Below are 16,338 nucleotides of genomic sequence, written 5' to 3'. Positions count from 1 at the left end.
TATCCAGCTTTCGCGGATACCTGCTTTTGGATATTGTTCGGGCACGAGGAGCTATCATCGTAACGGTTCGCGCAATGGAAGCCGCTTCGTTAGATGTACGTTCCTCGAAACTATTGGAATAGAAGAAGGACATACGCATAGGGAAAGATATATTTAGGGTGAGGTAGTGGAGGGGCGATAAACACTAACGTTTAAAAAGACATCTCCAGTCACTCTCTCAGGCTACACACGCTTGCGCCTTTGCCTACAGCTACGCCAGAATCCGCCGGCTTGTACGCTTTGTACCTGGTCTATATCGTCTACGTGTCGCTGGCAACCCAGCGACCGGGTTTAGCGACCCGACCAGGTATAAGTACAACGACGCTCCAGTTTGTCGCAGACGTTTGCGACGACGATATGGTGGCTGTGCGTGGGAGACCTTCGGGTCTGCCGGGTCTTATACCTCTCGGTTCGCTAACCCGCGCACAGCTGCCACCCTTACTTGTTTAGCGACGGGTGTTGGTGGTTCCACCAGGTATAAAAATGGAGCTTCACCATGATCAAACCAACACCCAATCCGCCCGAAACCGACTCGGTTTCCCCCTACGAATCCCTCGACTCAAAAAAACTCCACGAAGCCGCCGACCGCGCCCTCGACCATTACCTCTGTCCGCCCGGGTCTACGCCGCCCCCACGTAGAATCCGCGGGATGTATGCCGTGACTGCGGACAACAAAAACGAAGAATTGCTGATCGATGCCAGTGAAACACTCGCTTCGGCCAAAACCATTGCGCAGGACTGCGCCAGCCTGTTGCCGGCGGCGCAGCGTCGGGCGTTGTTGGGGATTGCGCAGTTGATAATGCTTGGGGAGCTGGCGGTGAATCGGGCGCTGGATAATCTGCAATTGGCGGATTGATGTGGGTGTCGGGATTACTCGATGATTGATCGGGTGTTCTTTCTGGCGCCTTCGCGAGCAGGCTCACTCCTACAGGGTTTTGTGGTGGTCACGGGTATCGTGTTCGGCGCTGAAACCTGTGGGAGCGGGTCGGTTACTGTCCTGCGCGGTTTTCATTTGGTTATTGAGGCGAATCGGGACATTCGTGGGTCCATCGCGTAAGCCACATGTCATTGAATTGCTCACCTATCGTATCGACGCGTAGGCAAGTTCCTTTCTTCGCGTAGTACAAGATGCAGCGCGAGCTATCAAACGAGCAGGTATCCAGTTCGAAGAACTTGTGTGCAGCCAGTTCCTTCTCCACGCCGCTGTATTCATAGCCGTCGTTGGTATGCATCTGCGTCGGCTTCCATCCTTGCTTGAGGAGCTTCGACTTGGCCGCAACCAAACGCTCACCGAAGACGATGCCTGCTGGCTCGCGCTTGTCGTATGGTGCCTGTGAGCCATCGGCAAACGCTGTGCTGATACCCGTGCAATAAAGTGCGATGAGTACGAGGATTGAAACCTTCATTGGACAGTTCCTCCCGCAGATTTGTAGGTCGATAAAAAGTCCGAATACTCGGCATAAGGTTGCGGAGGATAGTGATTCTTCTTGCCTGGACCTTCGGGAAGCGCCGCCCACTTTGTTGCTGCGATCGGCATCGCACCCAGAAAAATTGGGGATAGATCTATTTTCTGGAAGATAAATCCGTCCCTATTTTGCTGCTGGGAGAAAGCTAGCATTGATGGGGGCATGGGGGCGTGTCATGGATGAATACCGACAGCCGCGTAGATCATTTGCGCTGATCGAGCATGTCGAGTAAGAAGTCCATGAGCAGGTACGGCCTTTCGAAACAAGCATCAATGAGCGTATGAACGAAGAAAGTGCCGTCGTCCAGTATAAAGGGGATGGCGGAGCGATCGATCTTGAAAGTCTTCAAACGTTTACGAGCGTTGCCTTTCTGACTGAAATCGTCGGCGCGCAGGTCAAACTCCTCGTGTGTGTAAAAAATGAATTCGTGGTCGATGTGCGAAACGAATAGCCGACCTCCGTCGATGAAATATTCCAAGTGAATCATCCGAGTCACTGCGCAGTCCTCAAGCAGCTCCGGGACGTGGGCAATTTCCTCAAAGGTCATGCTGTCCGCGGTAATCGAACACCAAATCTTATCCTCACTATCCGGCCCGTAAAAAAACGAAACCGAGGGCGATACGGCAGTTCTATCGTTCGGCGAACTGCTTTTGCGGAGTACTGTTCGTAGCACCGCCCCGTCCGGTTGTCGGGGCAAATTGTGCATCGTTAGCGGTACAGTGACGATCTCATAGCCCAACGTGACAAATATGTGCTTGTCCGTTTCAATCAACACATCGTTGCTGGCCAGCAGTGCGAGATCTTTGATTAGTCCCTCATTGCGCAAGCGCTCGAACAGCCAGAGCACATGTTCTGGGGTATTTTCGATAAACAGTTGTAGCGGTCGTTGCGGGTCGAAAATCCTATTGGGTATTCCTATTAGTAGTTCTGTATTCTCGGTGGCTGAGTACAAGTGGTACTTGCTATATTGTGCGTCGGTCTCAAGCAAGTCGACATCCGCGGCCTTGTAGTACTGGTAGAGTTGCGTAGATCTTTGCGGCTCTCGCATGTATCTGCGTCGCTCGCGCTCCTCTGTACAGTGCGCTTCATACAGGATGCGCAGCACGCTGGTGAGGAAGAAGTTTTTCTTGCACTGGCGAGTAGTAAAGTCCTTTGCGGCCACTAAGGTAGAGCAAAAATCGTCGTAAGAACGCAGGGCTCGCTCTTGAAGACTCTCGAGGCACATATCATCGAGTTCTCGCTTCCTGATCTCTATTTCTCTGCAGTTATAGATTGGGTGGATATGAAGCCGCTCCAATTCTTCTCCTAGCCTCTTGCGCTCTGAGCGCAGGATGCTGTCCATGAAAGCTGCTTCTTTTACGGCCTCCTGCAACCAAGGTATAGCTTTCTCGAATAGGGTTGCGTCGTTGTCTAGGAAACAATCTGTGATCAGGTCAGATGTTCCGCCTTCGCAGCTGAAGTCGCCTTCCAACCGACGCAGACTTATCTGAAGCCGTTCCTCGTTGAGGGCATCGAAGTAGCTTGCTAGGGCAGTGGGCAGCTTCACGGTGAATGGATCCTGAAGTATGGGCGGGATGTAAGACGTGATGACGGCATTATCGCTAGATCTGCACTCGAGTGACACTGTACTTGGCAAGGTGTCGCAAAGCCCGCTCCCACAGGGTTTTGTGTTGGTCAGGAATGTCGTGTCCGGCGCTGAAAACCTTTGGGAGCTGGGCTGGCAGCGATGGCGATGACACATACGTTGTTTCCGTTGCCTGAGCCTTCGGCAGTTCCTACAGGAGGAAAAGGGGACGGATTTATTTTTGAAAAGTAGATCCGTCCCTTTTGAATGCAGATGCCCATCTAACGGTACAACCTCTGACGTGGCACCGTATCAAGATCTGCCTAGTCGCCCAAATTAACGGCATTACCGCTAGCCCGGACATAATAATTATCGAATTCACCGCTTTCGACGAACACGAAGCCATGGCGAGTGTAAAAACGATTGGAAGCGCTTTCCTTCAGAGCACCCACCTTGATGGGACGCCCGATCTCATCAGCCTCTCTGAAAATCCGAGTAAGCACTTCAGAGCCGATTCCTGCTCCTTGCGCACTGGGTATCACATACAAGTGGTCAAGCAGTAGCTCGCTGTGATGGTCTTTGATTACGACAAAACCGACCAGATCACCTGATACTTCTATGCGGCGTGTGCTGTTAACGTCGAACCCACCAAGAAATCGTTCGCGCGCACGATCCGGGTTAAATCGTCCAAGCCGTTCAAGGCTTTCGCGCATTGCCTCAATCCTGATGGCTACCAGTTCTTCCAGGTCGTTATTGGAAGCTGCGCATAAAACGACAGCGGAGTTTTGATCAGCGGAGGCTGGCATAACAAGCACCCTAAACATGGCCGGTCAGTCATTATGCAAAGAACAGAATTCGCATAACCACTATTGCCTCGGTGTAATGGAGGCGATGGCTCCATATCAGCTTCAGGGGGATGCGTTCGCCTGAAGCTTGCGTCTGTTGTGGCAAGGGACGGCTCTGTCGTGGGATCCGAGACGCAATGAGGATTCCGATAAACACCAACGTTTAAAAAGACATCTCCAAACACTCTCCCAGGCTACACATCCTTGCGCCTTTGCCTACAGCTACGCCAGAATCCGCCGGCTTGTGCGCTTTGGGGGTGGGTTCTATTGTGGTGCGGTCGCTGACGAATCAGTGATCGGATTTGACCGTCCGCCCAATATCAAGGCGCGCCAGCGTTCTGCACGTGTTCAGGCATTGTCTGAAATCATGTCGCGGTGGCTGTGCGTGGGACACCTTCGGGTGTGCCGGATTCCTTGATGTCCGGTCGGTCAACCCGCGTACAGCTGCCACCCTGTTTGTTTGACCGCGAACGGTGGCGGCTCCAGTCATCAAGGAGCTTCACCATGATCAAACCAACACCCAACCCGCCCGAAACCGACTCGGTTTCCCCCTACGAATCCCTCGACTCAAAAAAACTCCACGAAGCCGCCGACCGCGCGCTCGACCATTACCTCTGTCCACCCGGTTCCACGCCGCCCCCACGTAAAATCCGCGGGATGTACGCCGTGACTGCGGACAACAAAAATGAAGAACTGCTGATCGATGCCAGCGAAACGCTCGCTTCGGCGCAAACCATTGCGCAGAACGTCGCCAGTCTGTTGCCGGCGTCGCAGCGGCGGGCGTTGTTGGGGATTGCGCAGTTGATCATGCTTGGGGAACTGGCGGTGAATCGGGCGCTGGATAATCTGCAATTGGCGGATTGATGTGGGTGTCGGGTACATCTGGTGATTGATTGGGTGTCTGTTCTGGCGCCTTCGCGAGCAGGCTCGCTCCCACGGGGTTTTGGGTTGGTTACGGATTTTGTGTCCGGCGCTGAAACTTGGGGGAGTTGGCTTGGCCGCGATGGCGGCCCGACAGCCTGGACTTTTGTCTGTAAGCGCAGGGATGCTTGCTCATGCTAAATTTTGAGAAATCAGATAGTTGAAAGTAGAGCGCGAACGCTATGTTGACCCTTCTCAAGGGAGAGAATCAGGGCTTGAAGGTCAAGCCTCGCTGGCCATCCTCTGAAGTACTCATTGAACAAAATGTCTTCCATAAATTGATTGAAGCGCAGTCCAAGCTTCCCCCGTCGGTTCAACTACTGCTCGTTCGGGGATATGAAAATAAAAGCAGTCAGCTGGGGTTATTCAGGTTCTTGTCGAGGTGGCTGGGCATCCGGTTGTTTTGCGCTTGCTACCCTGGCCGAAAAGACGAAGTGAGCGATATATTCGGCTCCAATGGGCATGACGTGGATGGCTCTCATGTCGATGTTTCCATCATTCTGAATGGCAGGAGACTGCGATTTTTGCCGTTGGGCGTATTTACATCGCCGAGCCTTCAACACACCAGGGCGGCTGAACATCTCAGCGTTCTCAACGAGGTCAAGGCTGCGCTGATGCAGTGCGGCTTCAAGATTCATCGCAACCCGACAGAGAGCATGCAGATACATTGCGACTTTGAAGGGTAGTTGGCTGGTGCGGCTGATGATCTTTTCCGGGAATAGGTAGCGCGACAGGTTCATTGCTCAACCAACATCCGCAGCCGCTCTACCGCTGATTCGGCGGCATCGAGTGCACCTTCCATGTAGCCGTTGTGCTCAATGGATGCCTCGGTCCCTGACACCAGTAACCGCTTGGACCAGGCATCCTGATCTGGCCTGCTGTAACCCGTGGCGAGGTGGTGCTGTCTGGTTTCGAGATCAGCAGGGGAGGCGGTCAGTCGGTCGGCGGCCCAGTCTTTGATGTAGTGCGCAACAGGTGTGGCAGCTTGTCCGCCGAAGAGGCGAACCAGCTGAAGGCGGCATTGCTCCAGCAGCGCGGCCTCGACCATTGCCAGGCGTTCTGTTGCCGGGATACCGACAAATCCAAACAGTGCGGCGCTCCCACTGGCATCGGAGGCGTCATGGATTTCGACCATCGGTCCGACATGACTTTGCGCCGTTCCGCTGAGCCCCTCGTCGCGCCAGAAAGGGCGGTCGTAAAGGGCGACGTACTTGGCATGGGGAGCCATCCATGTCGGTGTCCCGGACCAGCGTTGGATAATCGCTGGTGACAGCCGGGGTTCGAAGTGGATGTCTTGTGCAAGCAGGCGTAACGGCACAGCGCTGATGACGTGAGTGAAGGATTGCTCGCTCACACCTTGCCCAGCGTCTGTGTGTAGCGTGATGCCGGAGTCTGACAATCGCATGCCGCTGATTCGGGCATTCAAGACGACTCGCTCAGGGGCAATGTGTGCGGCGAGGGCTTGTGTCAGTTGCGAGACGCCGCCCTGGATGCGCATCGAGGGATTGCCTGATGCGTACCCGCGGACACGCTTGGCCGTTTCATGCGGGGACTTTTCCAGCAATGTTGCGCCATCGCTGTACTGGAGGAAAACGGTAAGTCCCAGCGCCGATATGAGTGCCGCCATGCGAGGCTGAAAATCAGGCCACCACCACGCAGGACCGAGGTCATGGGCGGGGCCGTTGCCGGGCGTCGAGAGGATGCGTCCGCCCAGCCGCTCGCGGGCTTCGAATAATACGAAAGCGACGTTCATCTGCGTCAGCAAACGGGCCGTGTATAGTCCGCTCAAGCCGCCTCCGATAATCGCTACCCTCAGGTTGTTCATGGTCATGCTCCGGGGACATGCCTAAACCCGCACGCCCGGAGTGTTTTTGGGGAGTGCGGGGGGCTTCGGGATTAATGATCAGTTGTTTTCGAGCGCTGCATAGGCGTCGAGAACCCGAGCTGAATAGGTCACCGCTGCGCCGGCATTGAGTGCGATGGCCACGCCCAGTGCTTCGGCAATTTCTTCACGGGTAGCGCCGTGCCTGGCCGCTGCTTTGGTGTGGACGGCGATGCAGCCATCGCAGCGTGTAGTGATGGCTACGGCCAACGCGATCAACTCATGCGTCTTGGCGTCCAGATGCCCGGTTTTTGCACCTGCGCCGTCCATTACTTGAAGGCCTCGAACGGTATCCGGTGATAGCTTGGCAAGATCGCCGACGCGGTTCAGCAGATTTTCGCGATAGTCATTCCAGTCCAGCATCATGATGCGCTCCTCAAATGCGGCCGGCAGTTACGCCGCCGTCGACAGGCAGGACGGTACCGGTGATCCAGGACGCTTGCTCGGACGCCAAAAACAGAATCGCTTCTGCGACATCGGCTGGCTGGCCATTGCGCCCCAGCGGATGGAATGCGTTGAAAGTCGGCAGTACGGCCTTGACCTGTTCGCTGTCCATGAAGGTGTTGTACACCGGCGTTTCAACCACGGCTGGCGCAACGGTGTTGATGCGAATGTTGGAGGAGGCCAGTTCAATGGCCAGGTTTCGGGTCAGTGCATGCACGCCCGCATTGGCCGCCGAATAGGCCGCAGAAGGGGTGGCGCCGATGGCTTGCAGTGCCCACAGGGAACCGGTTTGCACGATGACGCCGCCGCCACGCAGTTGCATCGCCTTGGCCGCTGCCTGGGCCATGAAGAACTTGCCTTTGAGGATGATATCGATGAAACCGTCGTATTCATCCTCGTCCAACTCCAGGAACGGTTTCGGATTAAACACGCCTGCGTTGTTGATCAGAATGTCCACTCCGCCGAACTCGGCAGTCGCAAGCGCCACCAGCGCTTTGGCAGAGGCGGGTTTGGCAATGTCCGCAGCCAGGATGCGTACGTGCTTGCCGGTAGGGTCGATCTGGGCTGCGGCTTTGTCGAGTTTGGCTGCATCGCGACCGGTGATCACCACACTCGCGCCTTCGGCAACCAGGCGCTGTGCGACTTCTTTACCGATACCTGAACCACCACCGGTGACGATAGCGACTTTGGAAGAAAATCTTTTCATGTTGAGGATGTCCTGTGGCTGAGTAAGATAGGAGCGTTTGTGCCATTCATTGGGGCTGTCTATCGGTTGCCCTTATGAGCGTTGGCCTTGGCTGCTATTCTTCGCTTCGGACAGGTGCCGCACAAACCAGAATTCTTTTTCATCCATTAAAGAAAATCTTTAACCCATGAATACGCCGATGTATCTCAACGCTCTCCGGGCATTTGAAGCAGCCGCCCGGCATCAAAGTTTCTCGGCTGCTGCCACTGAGCTGCACGTGACGTCGGCAGCAGTGGGGCAGCAGGTGCGTACGCTGGAGTCATGGCTGGGGGTCGCGTTGTTCAATCGGGCCTCCAGCGGTTCTGCGCGGCTGGTTCCGACCGACGTTGCTCGGGAGGCATTGCCCGATATCCGGGAGGGATTCGACTACCTGCGCATGGGGTTGGCGCGGTTGAAGGAAGGTTCGCTCAGCAGCGGATTGACGGTGGCAGTGAGCCCGGCGTTTGCTGCCAAATGGCTGTTGCCCCGCATCGAACGTTTTCAGTTGGCGCACCCTCGGATCGATGTCCTGTTGGACACCAATCTCAGGCCTGTGGATTTTGTTGCCGAAGGCGTGGACATCGGCGTGCGTTATGGCACCGGACGTTGGCCGGGGCTGACGGCGATCAAGCTGATGGACGAAGAGATGTACCCGGTCTGTGCGCCGACTTATCCGTTGCTTGAACAGGGGCGACTGTCAGCCAGCAAACTCGCCGAAGCGACGTTGATCCACGACTTGTCGATGGTTGCCGATCCCGATTATCCGACGTGGCGGACATGGCTCGACGCCTCGGGACATTCCGCTATCAATGCCGAGCATGGGCTGCGCATCAACAATTCTGCCGCCGTGCTGCAGGCGGCGATTGACGGGCAGGGCCTGGCGCTTGGGCGCAGTGTCATGCTGCGGGATGACCTGGAGGCAGGGCGGTTGGTCCGTCCCTTTGGCGAAGCAAGCTGTCCGCTGGCGTTCGCTTATTACATCGTTCATCGGCCCGAAGTGGCGGATCTGGCGAAGATAAAAGCCTTCCGCGAATGGCTGCTTGCGCAAGCTTCAGGAAAGCTCGGCGACTGAATCTGTGGCGCGCCTGCGCTTGATCCAGATACGAGCGCCGGCATTTCCGATCATTGCACGTAACGCAATGCCCGGCGGCAGGCGTAGCCAGGATAAAGGCTGGAGCAGGTCGCCGTTTTCAACCGCAGAGCCGGACAGTATCAATAACTCGATACCGGCTTCGTTGGAGAGTTCCAGCAGTGTGCCTGCCGGACAGTCATGCAGGGTCACGTGTTCGTCGTGGCCACTGAAGAGCGTTCGGGTGTCAGAGTGCGTTTGATGTTGGTCGGGACAGACGACGCACTCGCGCACATCATCTTTGTCGAATTGCTGCAACCTTACAAAAATCACGCAACCCGTGGTTGATGCCGGTGTGTGGCTGCTGCCGGGAGGATTGCGCACGTAGGTGCCAGCGGGGTAGTCGCCGCGTTCATCTTGAAAGATCCCTTCAAGCACCAGAAATTCTTCACCCCCGGGATGACTATGCGGGCGGAAGGTGCTCCCCGCCGCATAGCGAACCAATGAGGTCGCCTGGGCTTTTTCTTCCCCGTCGCGATGAAGCATGCGCCGCTGGACGCCCGCAGCCGGGGATGCGACCCACGGCAGCAATGCGCCATGAACGAGGGTGCGGCGTGTCAGATCAGTATTCAGTCGCAAGATTCAAAGCTCCGCTCGACCGCCATCAACCACGATCTCCGCTACCAGCATCAATCGTGCTGTGGCGAGGCCAATACCTGACGAGCCACCCGTAATCAGCGCAGATTTACCATTGAGCATGTTGCTTGACCTTTTCGGGGATGGAAGATGCCCCAAGAGTGGCGTGTATCGAGTGATGAGACGAGGCAGATATACCTCGCGATGGAGAAAGAAAAACTTGTCCACGGCGCTACCTCGTTGCCGCGAATAATGGCCATGTTATCGTTCACACGGACTGACATCCTGCAACTAAAACGTCCCGCCTGTTCAACTCAAGGTCTTCAAACATGACTGGATTGCAATGCGCCGCGCTGGCGATCTTGCTGAGTATTGCGACCACATCCCATGCCGAACCAAGCGTTCAAGTCGGTTTTTCCCCGGAAGGCTCTGCGCGAAAGCTGGTTTTGGAAACCATCGGGTCTGCGCAGCACAGTATTCAAATGCTCGCCTATGCGTTCCAGGCTCCCGATATCGTGCAGGCTTTGATTGATGCGCAGAAACGTGGGGTGGAGGTGCGCATAGTGGTCGATAAAAAGCGAAATCTGGGCAAGTCCAGTAAGGCGGCGATGGACCTTGTGGTTTTGAACGGCGTGGAACTGCGCACCAATGAACATTTCCATCTCCATCACGACAAAACCATCATTGTTGACGGGAATACGGTCGAAACCGGTTCGTTCAATTTCGCGCCGTCCGCCGAAACCGCCAACTCGGAAAACGTGGTGGTGATTCGAGATATGCCGGAGGTTTCGCGTCAATACATCGCGCATTGGCAATCACGTTGGGAGCTGGGTGTGCCTTATCCGCAACGCTGATCGGCATATGAATGTCTGGCAGGGATGGCTGGTTGGTCAGTCATCGGGCGGGCGGAAGCCGATGTTCGAGCGATTGCCGTGTTCAGTTATAGGGAGAGCTGGCGGTGAATCGGGCGTTGGATAATTTGCAATTGCCGGGGTAAGGCGGGTGTCGGGATCACTTGGTGATTGATCGGGTGTTCATTCTTGCGCTTTCGCGAGCAGGCTCACTCCTACAGGGGCTTAGGTTGGGCACGGACATTGTGTTCGGCTGAGGAGGCAGGTGGTCGACCATCACCCTCATGGCTGATGGTCGACGCATTGTGCGAATCAGAAATTCGGGGTGTAGGAGAAGCCTTGCGACGCTTCGGCATCGGAGAACGGTATTACCGGCGATTTCTTGTTGAACAGGCCATTGACGACGGAGCCTGGGAACATTTCGATGGAGTTGTTGAACAGTTCGACGTTGCGGTTGTAGATGGTGATGGCCGCGCCGACGTTTTCTTGCTGTTCGGTAATCTCACGCATCATGTTGTTCGCCGCTTCGGATGCTTTCAGATCAGGGTAAGCCTCGAAGGTGACGCGCAAGCCGCCCATCAGCTCTCTAGAAGCTGTTTCTACTGTCGCGAGGGCATTGCCGTCCGCTTTAGCAGGCAGGCTGTGGATCGCGCTGCGCAGGCCGGCGATTTTTTCGAGCAGGCTGGACTCGAAGACCATGAAGTCTGCGAGCACTTTTTGCAGTTGGTCGAGCACTTTTGTCTTCTGGCGTTCGTAAACGAGGACGTCCGACCAGGCACGTTGTACTCGGTTGTGGCCGCCAACAATGCCGTTGTAGATGATGACGCCCGCTACGATGATGACTAAAGCAATAACAATGGCGAGGGTGAGTGTAGTGTCCATGGCTTACTTCTCTTGGCGGCTTGTTAGGGGGGAGGAGGCAAAGTTGTCATCGTGCAGTTCACTGAGTGCATGGCTCCATTGGAGCGCAGACACCAGGCGCGGCAGTTTGATACCTGCAGCAATTTCTGCGTAAAACTCGTTGGGTGAAGACAGTGAGTATTGATTAACGAACGTGAGTAGGTCGCTGGTAGCGAAGCTGAGGCAGAGCTTTCCACTGTCGGCAAACTCCAGGTTCGGAACCTTGAGTACGTTGAATACCTTCAGCAAGTGCAGCACCGTCGAAGGTTTGATGAACTTCGCACAGGTCATCTCGCTGCGCCCGGTTAAACGGAACGCTTTATTAAAATCCGGAGACGCTGTGTCCATGTGGCTCGGATAGTCGTTTTGTGATTGTCCATCAGTTCTGACCGATACGCCGGTGACCCATGGAAAGTCGATGACCAGACTGTAGCGGTCGTAGTGGTCATACACCGTTCGAGTCTCTGTTTTGGTGCCTCCCTTGCCGTCGTTAACAGTGGTTTTGACTGTTCGTTTGTCGACGTAGTGCAGGCGGTGGTACTCGTAAGTGAGGTTGTGCAGTGGACCGGTAAATACACCTTGCATCGACTGCAGCAACTCGCGGCTGTAGTTGCCCCGTCGGTAATCAGCAAACTGCGCATTCAGCTTACTGAGGGTGTAGCGCGGGTCTTCTTCCAGGCGGGACAATCCGTTGTGGAAGTAGGATGACAGTCGCGCCATTCTGCTACTGAGCGAAGGCAGGCGATCAGATTTGGTTTTCATCCATGTCAGACTTCCACCGACAAGTAACACGCCAAGCAAACCAGTGGCCATGCCGAACAAGGTGGGATCAATTTCCCGCTGGTAGAAAAAAGCAGCGACGGTGTAGGTATTCATATAGGCATATAAGGCCACAGCGCTCGCGATCAATAACGAGCCAACGCCGAAAAACCACCATGCGCGTGTGAAACTGAATTTTAGCGGGCCATTGTATGAGACGAACTCATGGATCGTCTTTAACAGGTCGGCATTGGATTCAGCTGTGGCGAGACTGGCTTCGCTGTCAGCCAGCAGCTTGTTTAATCTCGCGTTCTGCGATGCGTTGGCCATGTCAGGTATCCATTGATTCAGGGATGCCTGATGCGGGAGCAACGGCCGGGATTGAGGATTTGGTTTTGTTCATACACTGTCAGAAATGTTGAAAAGGAGTGGACGATACCATTGTTGTGCCATCACTGCTTTTGGTGGATGCCAGGCTTTGGAAATGATCGAGCGGATGTAGGGATCGCGTGGTGATTGATCGGGTGTACTTTCTTGGTACCTCGGAAGCAGAAGCGACCCTCACCCCAGCCCTCTCCCGGGGGGCGAGGGGGCCGACCGAGTTGTCTTGCGGGGTACATCGACCTGGAAGATTTTGGCGATTATGGATTTGGTGATTCTGGGGACGTGAGCAGAAGCGGCCCTCACCCCAGCCCTCTCCCGGGGGGCGAGGGGGCCGACCGAGGTGTCTTGCGGGGTACATCGACCTGAAAGATTTTGGCGATTATGGCTTTGGTGATTCTGGGGGGCGTGAGCAGAAGCGGCCCTCACCCCAGCCCTCTCCCGGAGGGAGAGGGGGCTGACCGAGGTGTCTTGCGGGGTACATCGACCTGGAAGATTTTGGCGATTATGGTTTTGGTGAACGACCTTAGCGGTTTTGGCCTTGGTGAAGGACCTTAGCGGTTTTAGCTTTGGTGAAGAGCTTTCGATCAGGGCTTTGTTGAGCTTTGGCGAATTTGGATTCAATGATCAGCTTTCAAGTCGGTCTAGCTTTCGAATATCCCCGAATCGGTTCCCTCTCCCTTGGGAGAGGGCTAGGGTGAGGGGCTTTCCGTTCGAGACAACAATGTCTCAAGCCTGGCCAACGGCGGCGTATCCTGGTTGCGGTCGAATACTTGAATGCCGATCTTCAGCAATCGCCCATTCTCTGCCGCTGCGATTACCTGTTCGCAACGCAGCAACAACCGCCCCTGATCGCAGTCTTGCGCTTTCATGCCCATCGGCAATTTACCTTCCAACCGCAGCTCGGCCATGCGGCTTTGCGCCGCAATCAGCGCCACCGAGCGATCCCGCAAAACCCCGCTACTCTGCGTCATCAACCCCGCCACGCGCACAGCCGCCGACATCGCCACGGCAATAATCGCCAGCGCCACCAGCACCTCAATCAACGTGAAACCCTCTTCCCGCGAACGCGCACGCATAAACCGCCCAAACCCCAAACCCAGCCCTCGACGCTAACCCCCGTCCTTGACGGCTTGACGACGAAAACACCCGAGGATTTTCAACATCCCTGACATATCTTCTTGCAACACTGCGCGTCGAATCGAATCAAGCCAGGGAATGTCGAGATGGATATCGCACCTTTCAAATCGCTTCATCAATCGTTGCGCAAGCCGCGTGGTCAGGAGGGTTTTACCCTGATTGAGATCATGGTGGTCGTGGTGATTCTGGGGATTTTGGCGGCGATGGTGGTGCCCAAGGTGCTCGACCGGCCGGATCAGGCGCGGGCGACGGCGGCGAAGCAGGACATTGGTGGGTTGATGCAGGCCTTGAAGCTGTATCGCCTCGATCACGGCACTTACCCGAATCAGAGTCAGGGCCTGAAAGTGCTGGTGGAGCGGCCGGCGGATGCGAAGAACAGCAATTGGCGCTCGTATCTGGAGCGCTTGCCGAACGATCCGTGGGGTCGTCCTTATCAGTACCTCAACCCCGGCGCCAACGGCGAGATCGACATCTTTTCCCTCGGTGCCGACGGTCAGCCTGACGGCGACGGCGTGAACGCCGATATCGGTTCCTGGCAGCTGTAAGGCCGGCCATGAACAGCCGTTCGCCTGACGGGGCGAAGCAAGAGGGCATGGCGATTATCAGCGCGTTGTTGATTGCGGCCGTGGTGGCGGTGATCGCGGCGGGCATGTTGACGCGCCAGAGCGTGTCGACCCGTGCGCTGGAGGCGGATCAGCAGCGCGTGCAGGGGCGTTGGGTGGTGCAGGGTGGGCTGGAGATCAGCCGGCAATTGCTCTGGGACGCACGTCAGCGTGATCCGTTGACACGGCTCGATCAGCCGTGGGCGCAGCGTCTGACTGTCCAGGGGTTTGAAGGCCGACTGGAAGACGAGCAGGGCAAGTTCAACCTGCGCAATCTGGTGGCCAACGAGCGGGTCGATGAGGCGCAGGTGGCGGCGTTTCAGCGCTTGTGCGAGTTGATCGGGGTCAGCGCCGGGTTGAGTCAGCGCATCAGTCAGCGGGTGATTGCGTCCTACCCGCGACTGCTGAATGCGCAGATTGCCGAGGCGCCGAAAAGCGGCTTCGACAGTGGCCGCGCGACGTCGCCAAACGCTTCACACAAACCACAGAATCCGACGCTGCCGATGCTGCGCAGCATCGATGATTTGCGCAGTGTCGACGGCGTTAATGAGGCGCTGATCGGCAAACTGGCGCCGTACCTGACGGTGATCCCCGCGACCACTTGGCTCAACGGCAATACCGCCACCGCGCCGGTGTTGGCGGCTTATGTGCCGGGGCTGTCGCTGGAGCGTGCCAATACGCTGATCGCCGAGCGCGATGCCGGGCGCTGGTTTATCAACCGTGGCGATTTCGTTAACCGCTTGCGCATGCCGCAACTGGAGCTGACCAGCGTCAAGGTTGGCATCACCAGTGACTGGTTTCGCCTGCGCGGCGAGGCGCGACGCGATCAGCGCCGGGTCAGTCTTGAGGCGTTGTTGCATCGCAGTCAGGACCGCTTGCCGCAAGTGATCTGGTCGCGGGTGGGCGTATGAGCCAGTTGAAAGTGGCGTTGCCGCCCTTGGCGGAGCTGGATTTGCACAGTGAATTGCACTGCGCCTGGCTGGATCGTCAGGGCCAGGTCACGCGGGAAGAACGCCTCAGTTTGAGTCAGTTGAGTCAGCAGTCGAAACTGCCGGCGCTGGTGTGTTTTCTGCACCCAGCTGACAGCCTGTTGGCGAGTCTCGATTTGCCGCCGCTGCCCGCCAACAAGATTGTCGCGGCGGTGCAATGTGCGGCGCAGGCCCTGATGCTCGGCGACAGCAGCGAGATGCACATCGCGCACAGTTCGCGGGACGAGGCCGGGCAGGTGCAGATCGCCTGGGCGCCTCGGCAGTCGTTGTTGCGCTTTGGTCAGTTGCTGAAAAGCGCTGGGCTGAACCTGCGCGGTCTCTACCCGGCGCCGTACCGTTTGCCGGTGCTGCCCGGCACCGTCGCTTGCGTGCAGGACGGGCATCTGTTGCTGCGCGACAGCGTGCAAGCCGCGCGGGTGCAGCCGTTGTTCGATGACGGCCTCGACGGTGTTGTGTGGGAACCGGGTGTGACTTTGCACTGGATCGGTGAGCAACCGCCGCCGGGCGCCGAACTGCCGATGACCGATGCGCAGCGCTGGACTGGGCCGTTACCCGGTTGGGGGCTGCATGGAGCGGTGCAAACGCAAAACACCGAGCATCGTGGTTGGGGCCGAGCGATTGGGTTTTCGGCGCTGGCCGTGGCGGTGTGGGTGATCGGTTTGAACCTGTATGCCGCCCGCGAAGCCGGGCAGGGTCAGCAACTGAAATCCCAGATGAACCTGCGGGTCAAACAGGCCTTCCCCGAGTTGCCGGTGATTCTCAACCCGTTGCAACAGGCCCGTCAGCAACTGGCGGCGCGGCAGAAGGGCGCGGCGGATGATCCGGCGCAGACTTTCAATCGCCTGGTGTTGCAGGCCGGCAGCGGCATGCCGTCGATGGCCGGCAGTGTCGAGCGGCTGGCATTTGTCGACGGCACTTTGCAACTGAGTCTGCTCAGCGACGCCCGTCGTGGCGGTAATGATCAGGAGTGGCAAAGCACCTTGGCGCAGGCCGGTATCAGCGTCACCGCCGACGACGAGGGCTGGATCTTGCGTCCGGCCACTGAAGCCAGCCCAAGCGACAGCGATGACAGCGGCGGAGCAGAAGAAGATGAATAAGGCCTCGCTGGCGGTTTACCGCGCCAAAT

At 56.8% G+C, this 16,338-nt stretch carries 18 protein-coding genes; 7 read left to right on the top strand and 11 right to left on the bottom strand.

From position 1 onward, the window contains the following. Positions 1–535: 535 nt before the first annotated feature. Positions 536–895: a hypothetical protein gene (locus JFT81_RS07000; protein ID WP_103302434.1), complete on the top strand. Its 360-nt coding sequence runs from the start codon at positions 536–538 to the stop codon at positions 893–895. A 160-nt stretch (positions 896–1,055) separates the two neighbouring features. Here the strand turns inward: JFT81_RS07000 and JFT81_RS06995 are convergent, their stop codons facing one another. The 3 genes from JFT81_RS06995 to JFT81_RS06985 form a co-directional block, all read right to left on the bottom strand. Then, positions 1,056–1,445 (bottom strand): hypothetical protein, encoded by a 390-nt coding sequence (locus JFT81_RS06995; RefSeq protein WP_201226692.1) that lies wholly within the window; start codon positions 1,443–1,445, stop codon positions 1,056–1,058. A gap of 262 nt (positions 1,446–1,707) precedes the next feature. After that, positions 1,708–3,051 carry a hypothetical protein gene (locus JFT81_RS06990; RefSeq protein WP_201226691.1) on the bottom strand — a complete coding sequence of 448 codons (1,344 nt, stop codon included), beginning with the start codon at positions 3,049–3,051 and terminating at the stop codon, positions 1,708–1,710. 341 nt (positions 3,052–3,392) lie between these two features. Then, the gene (locus tag JFT81_RS06985; RefSeq protein ID WP_201226690.1) at positions 3,393–3,875 is read right to left on the bottom strand and encodes a GNAT family N-acetyltransferase; all 483 of its coding nucleotides are present in this window, start codon (positions 3,873–3,875) and stop codon (positions 3,393–3,395) included. Positions 3,876–4,418: 543 nt separating this feature from the next. Between JFT81_RS06985 and JFT81_RS06980 the strand changes: the two genes are divergently transcribed. Continuing rightward, a complete protein-coding gene (locus JFT81_RS06980; protein ID WP_201226689.1) occupies positions 4,419–4,778 on the top strand; it encodes a hypothetical protein in 360 nt (119 codons plus the stop codon). Positions 4,779–5,197: 419 nt separating this feature from the next. Here the strand turns inward: JFT81_RS06980 and JFT81_RS06975 are convergent, their stop codons facing one another. The 4 genes from JFT81_RS06975 to JFT81_RS06960 all read right to left on the bottom strand — a co-directional run bounded on the left by JFT81_RS06975 (position 5,198) and on the right by JFT81_RS06960 (position 7,867). Beyond that, a complete protein-coding gene (locus JFT81_RS06975; protein ID WP_201226688.1) occupies positions 5,198–5,575 on the bottom strand; it encodes a hypothetical protein in 378 nt (125 codons plus the stop codon). Then, entirely contained in the window at positions 5,572–6,660 is a 1,089-nt protein-coding gene (locus JFT81_RS06970) for an FAD-dependent oxidoreductase (RefSeq protein WP_201226687.1), read from the bottom strand. The genes JFT81_RS06975 and JFT81_RS06970 overlap by 4 nt, the downstream gene beginning before the upstream one ends. 78 nt (positions 6,661–6,738) lie before the next feature. Further along, positions 6,739–7,080 carry a carboxymuconolactone decarboxylase family protein gene (locus tag JFT81_RS06965; RefSeq protein ID WP_201205237.1) on the bottom strand — a complete coding sequence of 114 codons (342 nt, stop codon included), beginning with the start codon at positions 7,078–7,080 and terminating at the stop codon, positions 6,739–6,741. 13 nt (positions 7,081–7,093) lie between these two features. Next, positions 7,094–7,867, bottom strand: a complete 774-nt coding sequence (locus JFT81_RS06960) for an SDR family NAD(P)-dependent oxidoreductase (RefSeq protein ID WP_201226686.1) — start codon at positions 7,865–7,867, stop codon at positions 7,094–7,096. Between the two features lie 166 nt (positions 7,868–8,033). Between JFT81_RS06960 and gcvA the strand changes: the two genes are divergently transcribed. Next, on the top strand, positions 8,034–8,957 hold the full coding sequence (gene gcvA / locus JFT81_RS06955) for a transcriptional regulator GcvA (protein WP_201226685.1): 924 nt from the start codon (positions 8,034–8,036) through the stop codon (positions 8,955–8,957). Here gcvA and JFT81_RS06950 read toward each other — a convergent pair. Beyond that, positions 8,937–9,593: a cupin domain-containing protein gene (locus JFT81_RS06950; protein WP_242485581.1), complete on the bottom strand. Its 657-nt coding sequence runs from the start codon at positions 9,591–9,593 to the stop codon at positions 8,937–8,939. The two genes, gcvA and JFT81_RS06950, sit on opposite strands and share 21 nt — an antisense overlap. Positions 9,594–9,919: 326 nt before the next feature. Here JFT81_RS06950 and JFT81_RS06945 point away from each other — a divergent pair, with 326 nt between their 5' ends. Then, complete coding sequence (locus tag JFT81_RS06945) at positions 9,920–10,444, top strand: phospholipase D family protein (RefSeq protein WP_201226684.1); 525 nt, start codon at positions 9,920–9,922, stop codon at positions 10,442–10,444. Positions 10,445–10,753: 309 nt separating this feature from the next. Here JFT81_RS06945 and JFT81_RS06940 read toward each other — a convergent pair whose 3' ends face one another. From JFT81_RS06940 to gspI, 3 genes are all read right to left on the bottom strand, one after another. Beyond that, entirely contained in the window at positions 10,754–11,323 is a 570-nt protein-coding gene (locus JFT81_RS06940; protein WP_201226683.1) for a LemA family protein, read from the bottom strand. Positions 11,324–11,326: 3 nt separating this feature from the next. Further along, positions 11,327–12,430, bottom strand: a complete 1,104-nt coding sequence (locus JFT81_RS06935; RefSeq protein ID WP_201226682.1) for a hypothetical protein — start codon at positions 12,428–12,430, stop codon at positions 11,327–11,329. Positions 12,431–13,173: 743 nt separating this feature from the next. After that, complete coding sequence (gene gspI / locus JFT81_RS06930; protein WP_201226681.1) at positions 13,174–13,560, bottom strand: type II secretion system minor pseudopilin GspI; 387 nt, start codon at positions 13,558–13,560, stop codon at positions 13,174–13,176. Between the two features lie 147 nt (positions 13,561–13,707). Here gspI and gspG point away from each other — a divergent pair, with 147 nt between their 5' ends. The 3 genes from gspG to gspL are packed head-to-tail and all read left to right on the top strand — an operon-like array spanning position 13,708 to position 16,309. Then, positions 13,708–14,166, top strand: a complete 459-nt coding sequence (gene gspG / locus JFT81_RS06925; protein ID WP_201226680.1) for a type II secretion system major pseudopilin GspG — start codon at positions 13,708–13,710, stop codon at positions 14,164–14,166. A gap of 8 nt (positions 14,167–14,174) precedes the next feature. Next, complete coding sequence (gene gspK / locus JFT81_RS06920) at positions 14,175–15,134, top strand: type II secretion system minor pseudopilin GspK (RefSeq protein WP_201226679.1); 960 nt, start codon at positions 14,175–14,177, stop codon at positions 15,132–15,134. Then, entirely contained in the window at positions 15,131–16,309 is a 1,179-nt protein-coding gene (gene gspL, locus JFT81_RS06915) for a type II secretion system protein GspL (RefSeq protein ID WP_201226678.1), read from the top strand. Before gspK ends, gspL begins: the two co-directional genes overlap by 4 nt. Positions 16,310–16,338: the final 29 nt, after the last annotated feature.

This window comes from Pseudomonas sp. TH43 (genome assembly GCF_016650635.1).
GTDB lineage: Bacteria > Pseudomonadota > Gammaproteobacteria > Pseudomonadales > Pseudomonadaceae > Aquipseudomonas.
Note: the sequence above shows the minus strand (reverse complement) of the source record. Positions and strands in the feature narration are given on the sequence as shown.

What these genes read in the sequence shown, in the direction of transcription:
- gspI (WP_201226681.1), bottom strand. Translation starts at nt 13,560, where the DNA reads ATGCGTGCGCGTTCGCGGGAAGAGGGTTTCACGTTGATTGAGGTGCTG.
- JFT81_RS06975 (WP_201226688.1), bottom strand. Translation starts at nt 5,575, where the DNA reads ATGAACCTGTCGCGCTACCTATTCCCGGAAAAGATCATCAGCCGCACC.
- gspG (WP_201226680.1), top strand. Translation starts at nt 13,708, where the DNA reads ATGGATATCGCACCTTTCAAATCGCTTCATCAATCGTTGCGCAAGCCG.
- JFT81_RS06995 (WP_201226692.1), bottom strand. Translation starts at nt 1,445, where the DNA reads ATGAAGGTTTCAATCCTCGTACTCATCGCACTTTATTGCACGGGTATC.
- JFT81_RS06935 (WP_201226682.1), bottom strand. Translation starts at nt 12,430, where the DNA reads ATGGCCAACGCATCGCAGAACGCGAGATTAAACAAGCTGCTGGCTGAC.
- JFT81_RS07000 (WP_103302434.1), top strand. Translation starts at nt 536, where the DNA reads ATGATCAAACCAACACCCAATCCGCCCGAAACCGACTCGGTTTCCCCC.
- gspK (WP_201226679.1), top strand. Translation starts at nt 14,175, where the DNA reads ATGAACAGCCGTTCGCCTGACGGGGCGAAGCAAGAGGGCATGGCGATT.
- JFT81_RS06970 (WP_201226687.1), bottom strand. Translation starts at nt 6,660, where the DNA reads ATGAACAACCTGAGGGTAGCGATTATCGGAGGCGGCTTGAGCGGACTA.
- JFT81_RS06980 (WP_201226689.1), top strand. Translation starts at nt 4,419, where the DNA reads ATGATCAAACCAACACCCAACCCGCCCGAAACCGACTCGGTTTCCCCC.
- JFT81_RS06985 (WP_201226690.1), bottom strand. Translation starts at nt 3,875, where the DNA reads ATGCCAGCCTCCGCTGATCAAAACTCCGCTGTCGTTTTATGCGCAGCT.
- JFT81_RS06960 (WP_201226686.1), bottom strand. Translation starts at nt 7,867, where the DNA reads ATGAAAAGATTTTCTTCCAAAGTCGCTATCGTCACCGGTGGTGGTTCA.
- gcvA (WP_201226685.1), top strand. Translation starts at nt 8,034, where the DNA reads ATGAATACGCCGATGTATCTCAACGCTCTCCGGGCATTTGAAGCAGCC.
- JFT81_RS06940 (WP_201226683.1), bottom strand. Translation starts at nt 11,323, where the DNA reads ATGGACACTACACTCACCCTCGCCATTGTTATTGCTTTAGTCATCATC.
- JFT81_RS06965 (WP_201205237.1), bottom strand. Translation starts at nt 7,080, where the DNA reads ATGCTGGACTGGAATGACTATCGCGAAAATCTGCTGAACCGCGTCGGC.
- gspL (WP_201226678.1), top strand. Translation starts at nt 15,131, where the DNA reads ATGAGCCAGTTGAAAGTGGCGTTGCCGCCCTTGGCGGAGCTGGATTTG.
- JFT81_RS06945 (WP_201226684.1), top strand. Translation starts at nt 9,920, where the DNA reads ATGACTGGATTGCAATGCGCCGCGCTGGCGATCTTGCTGAGTATTGCG.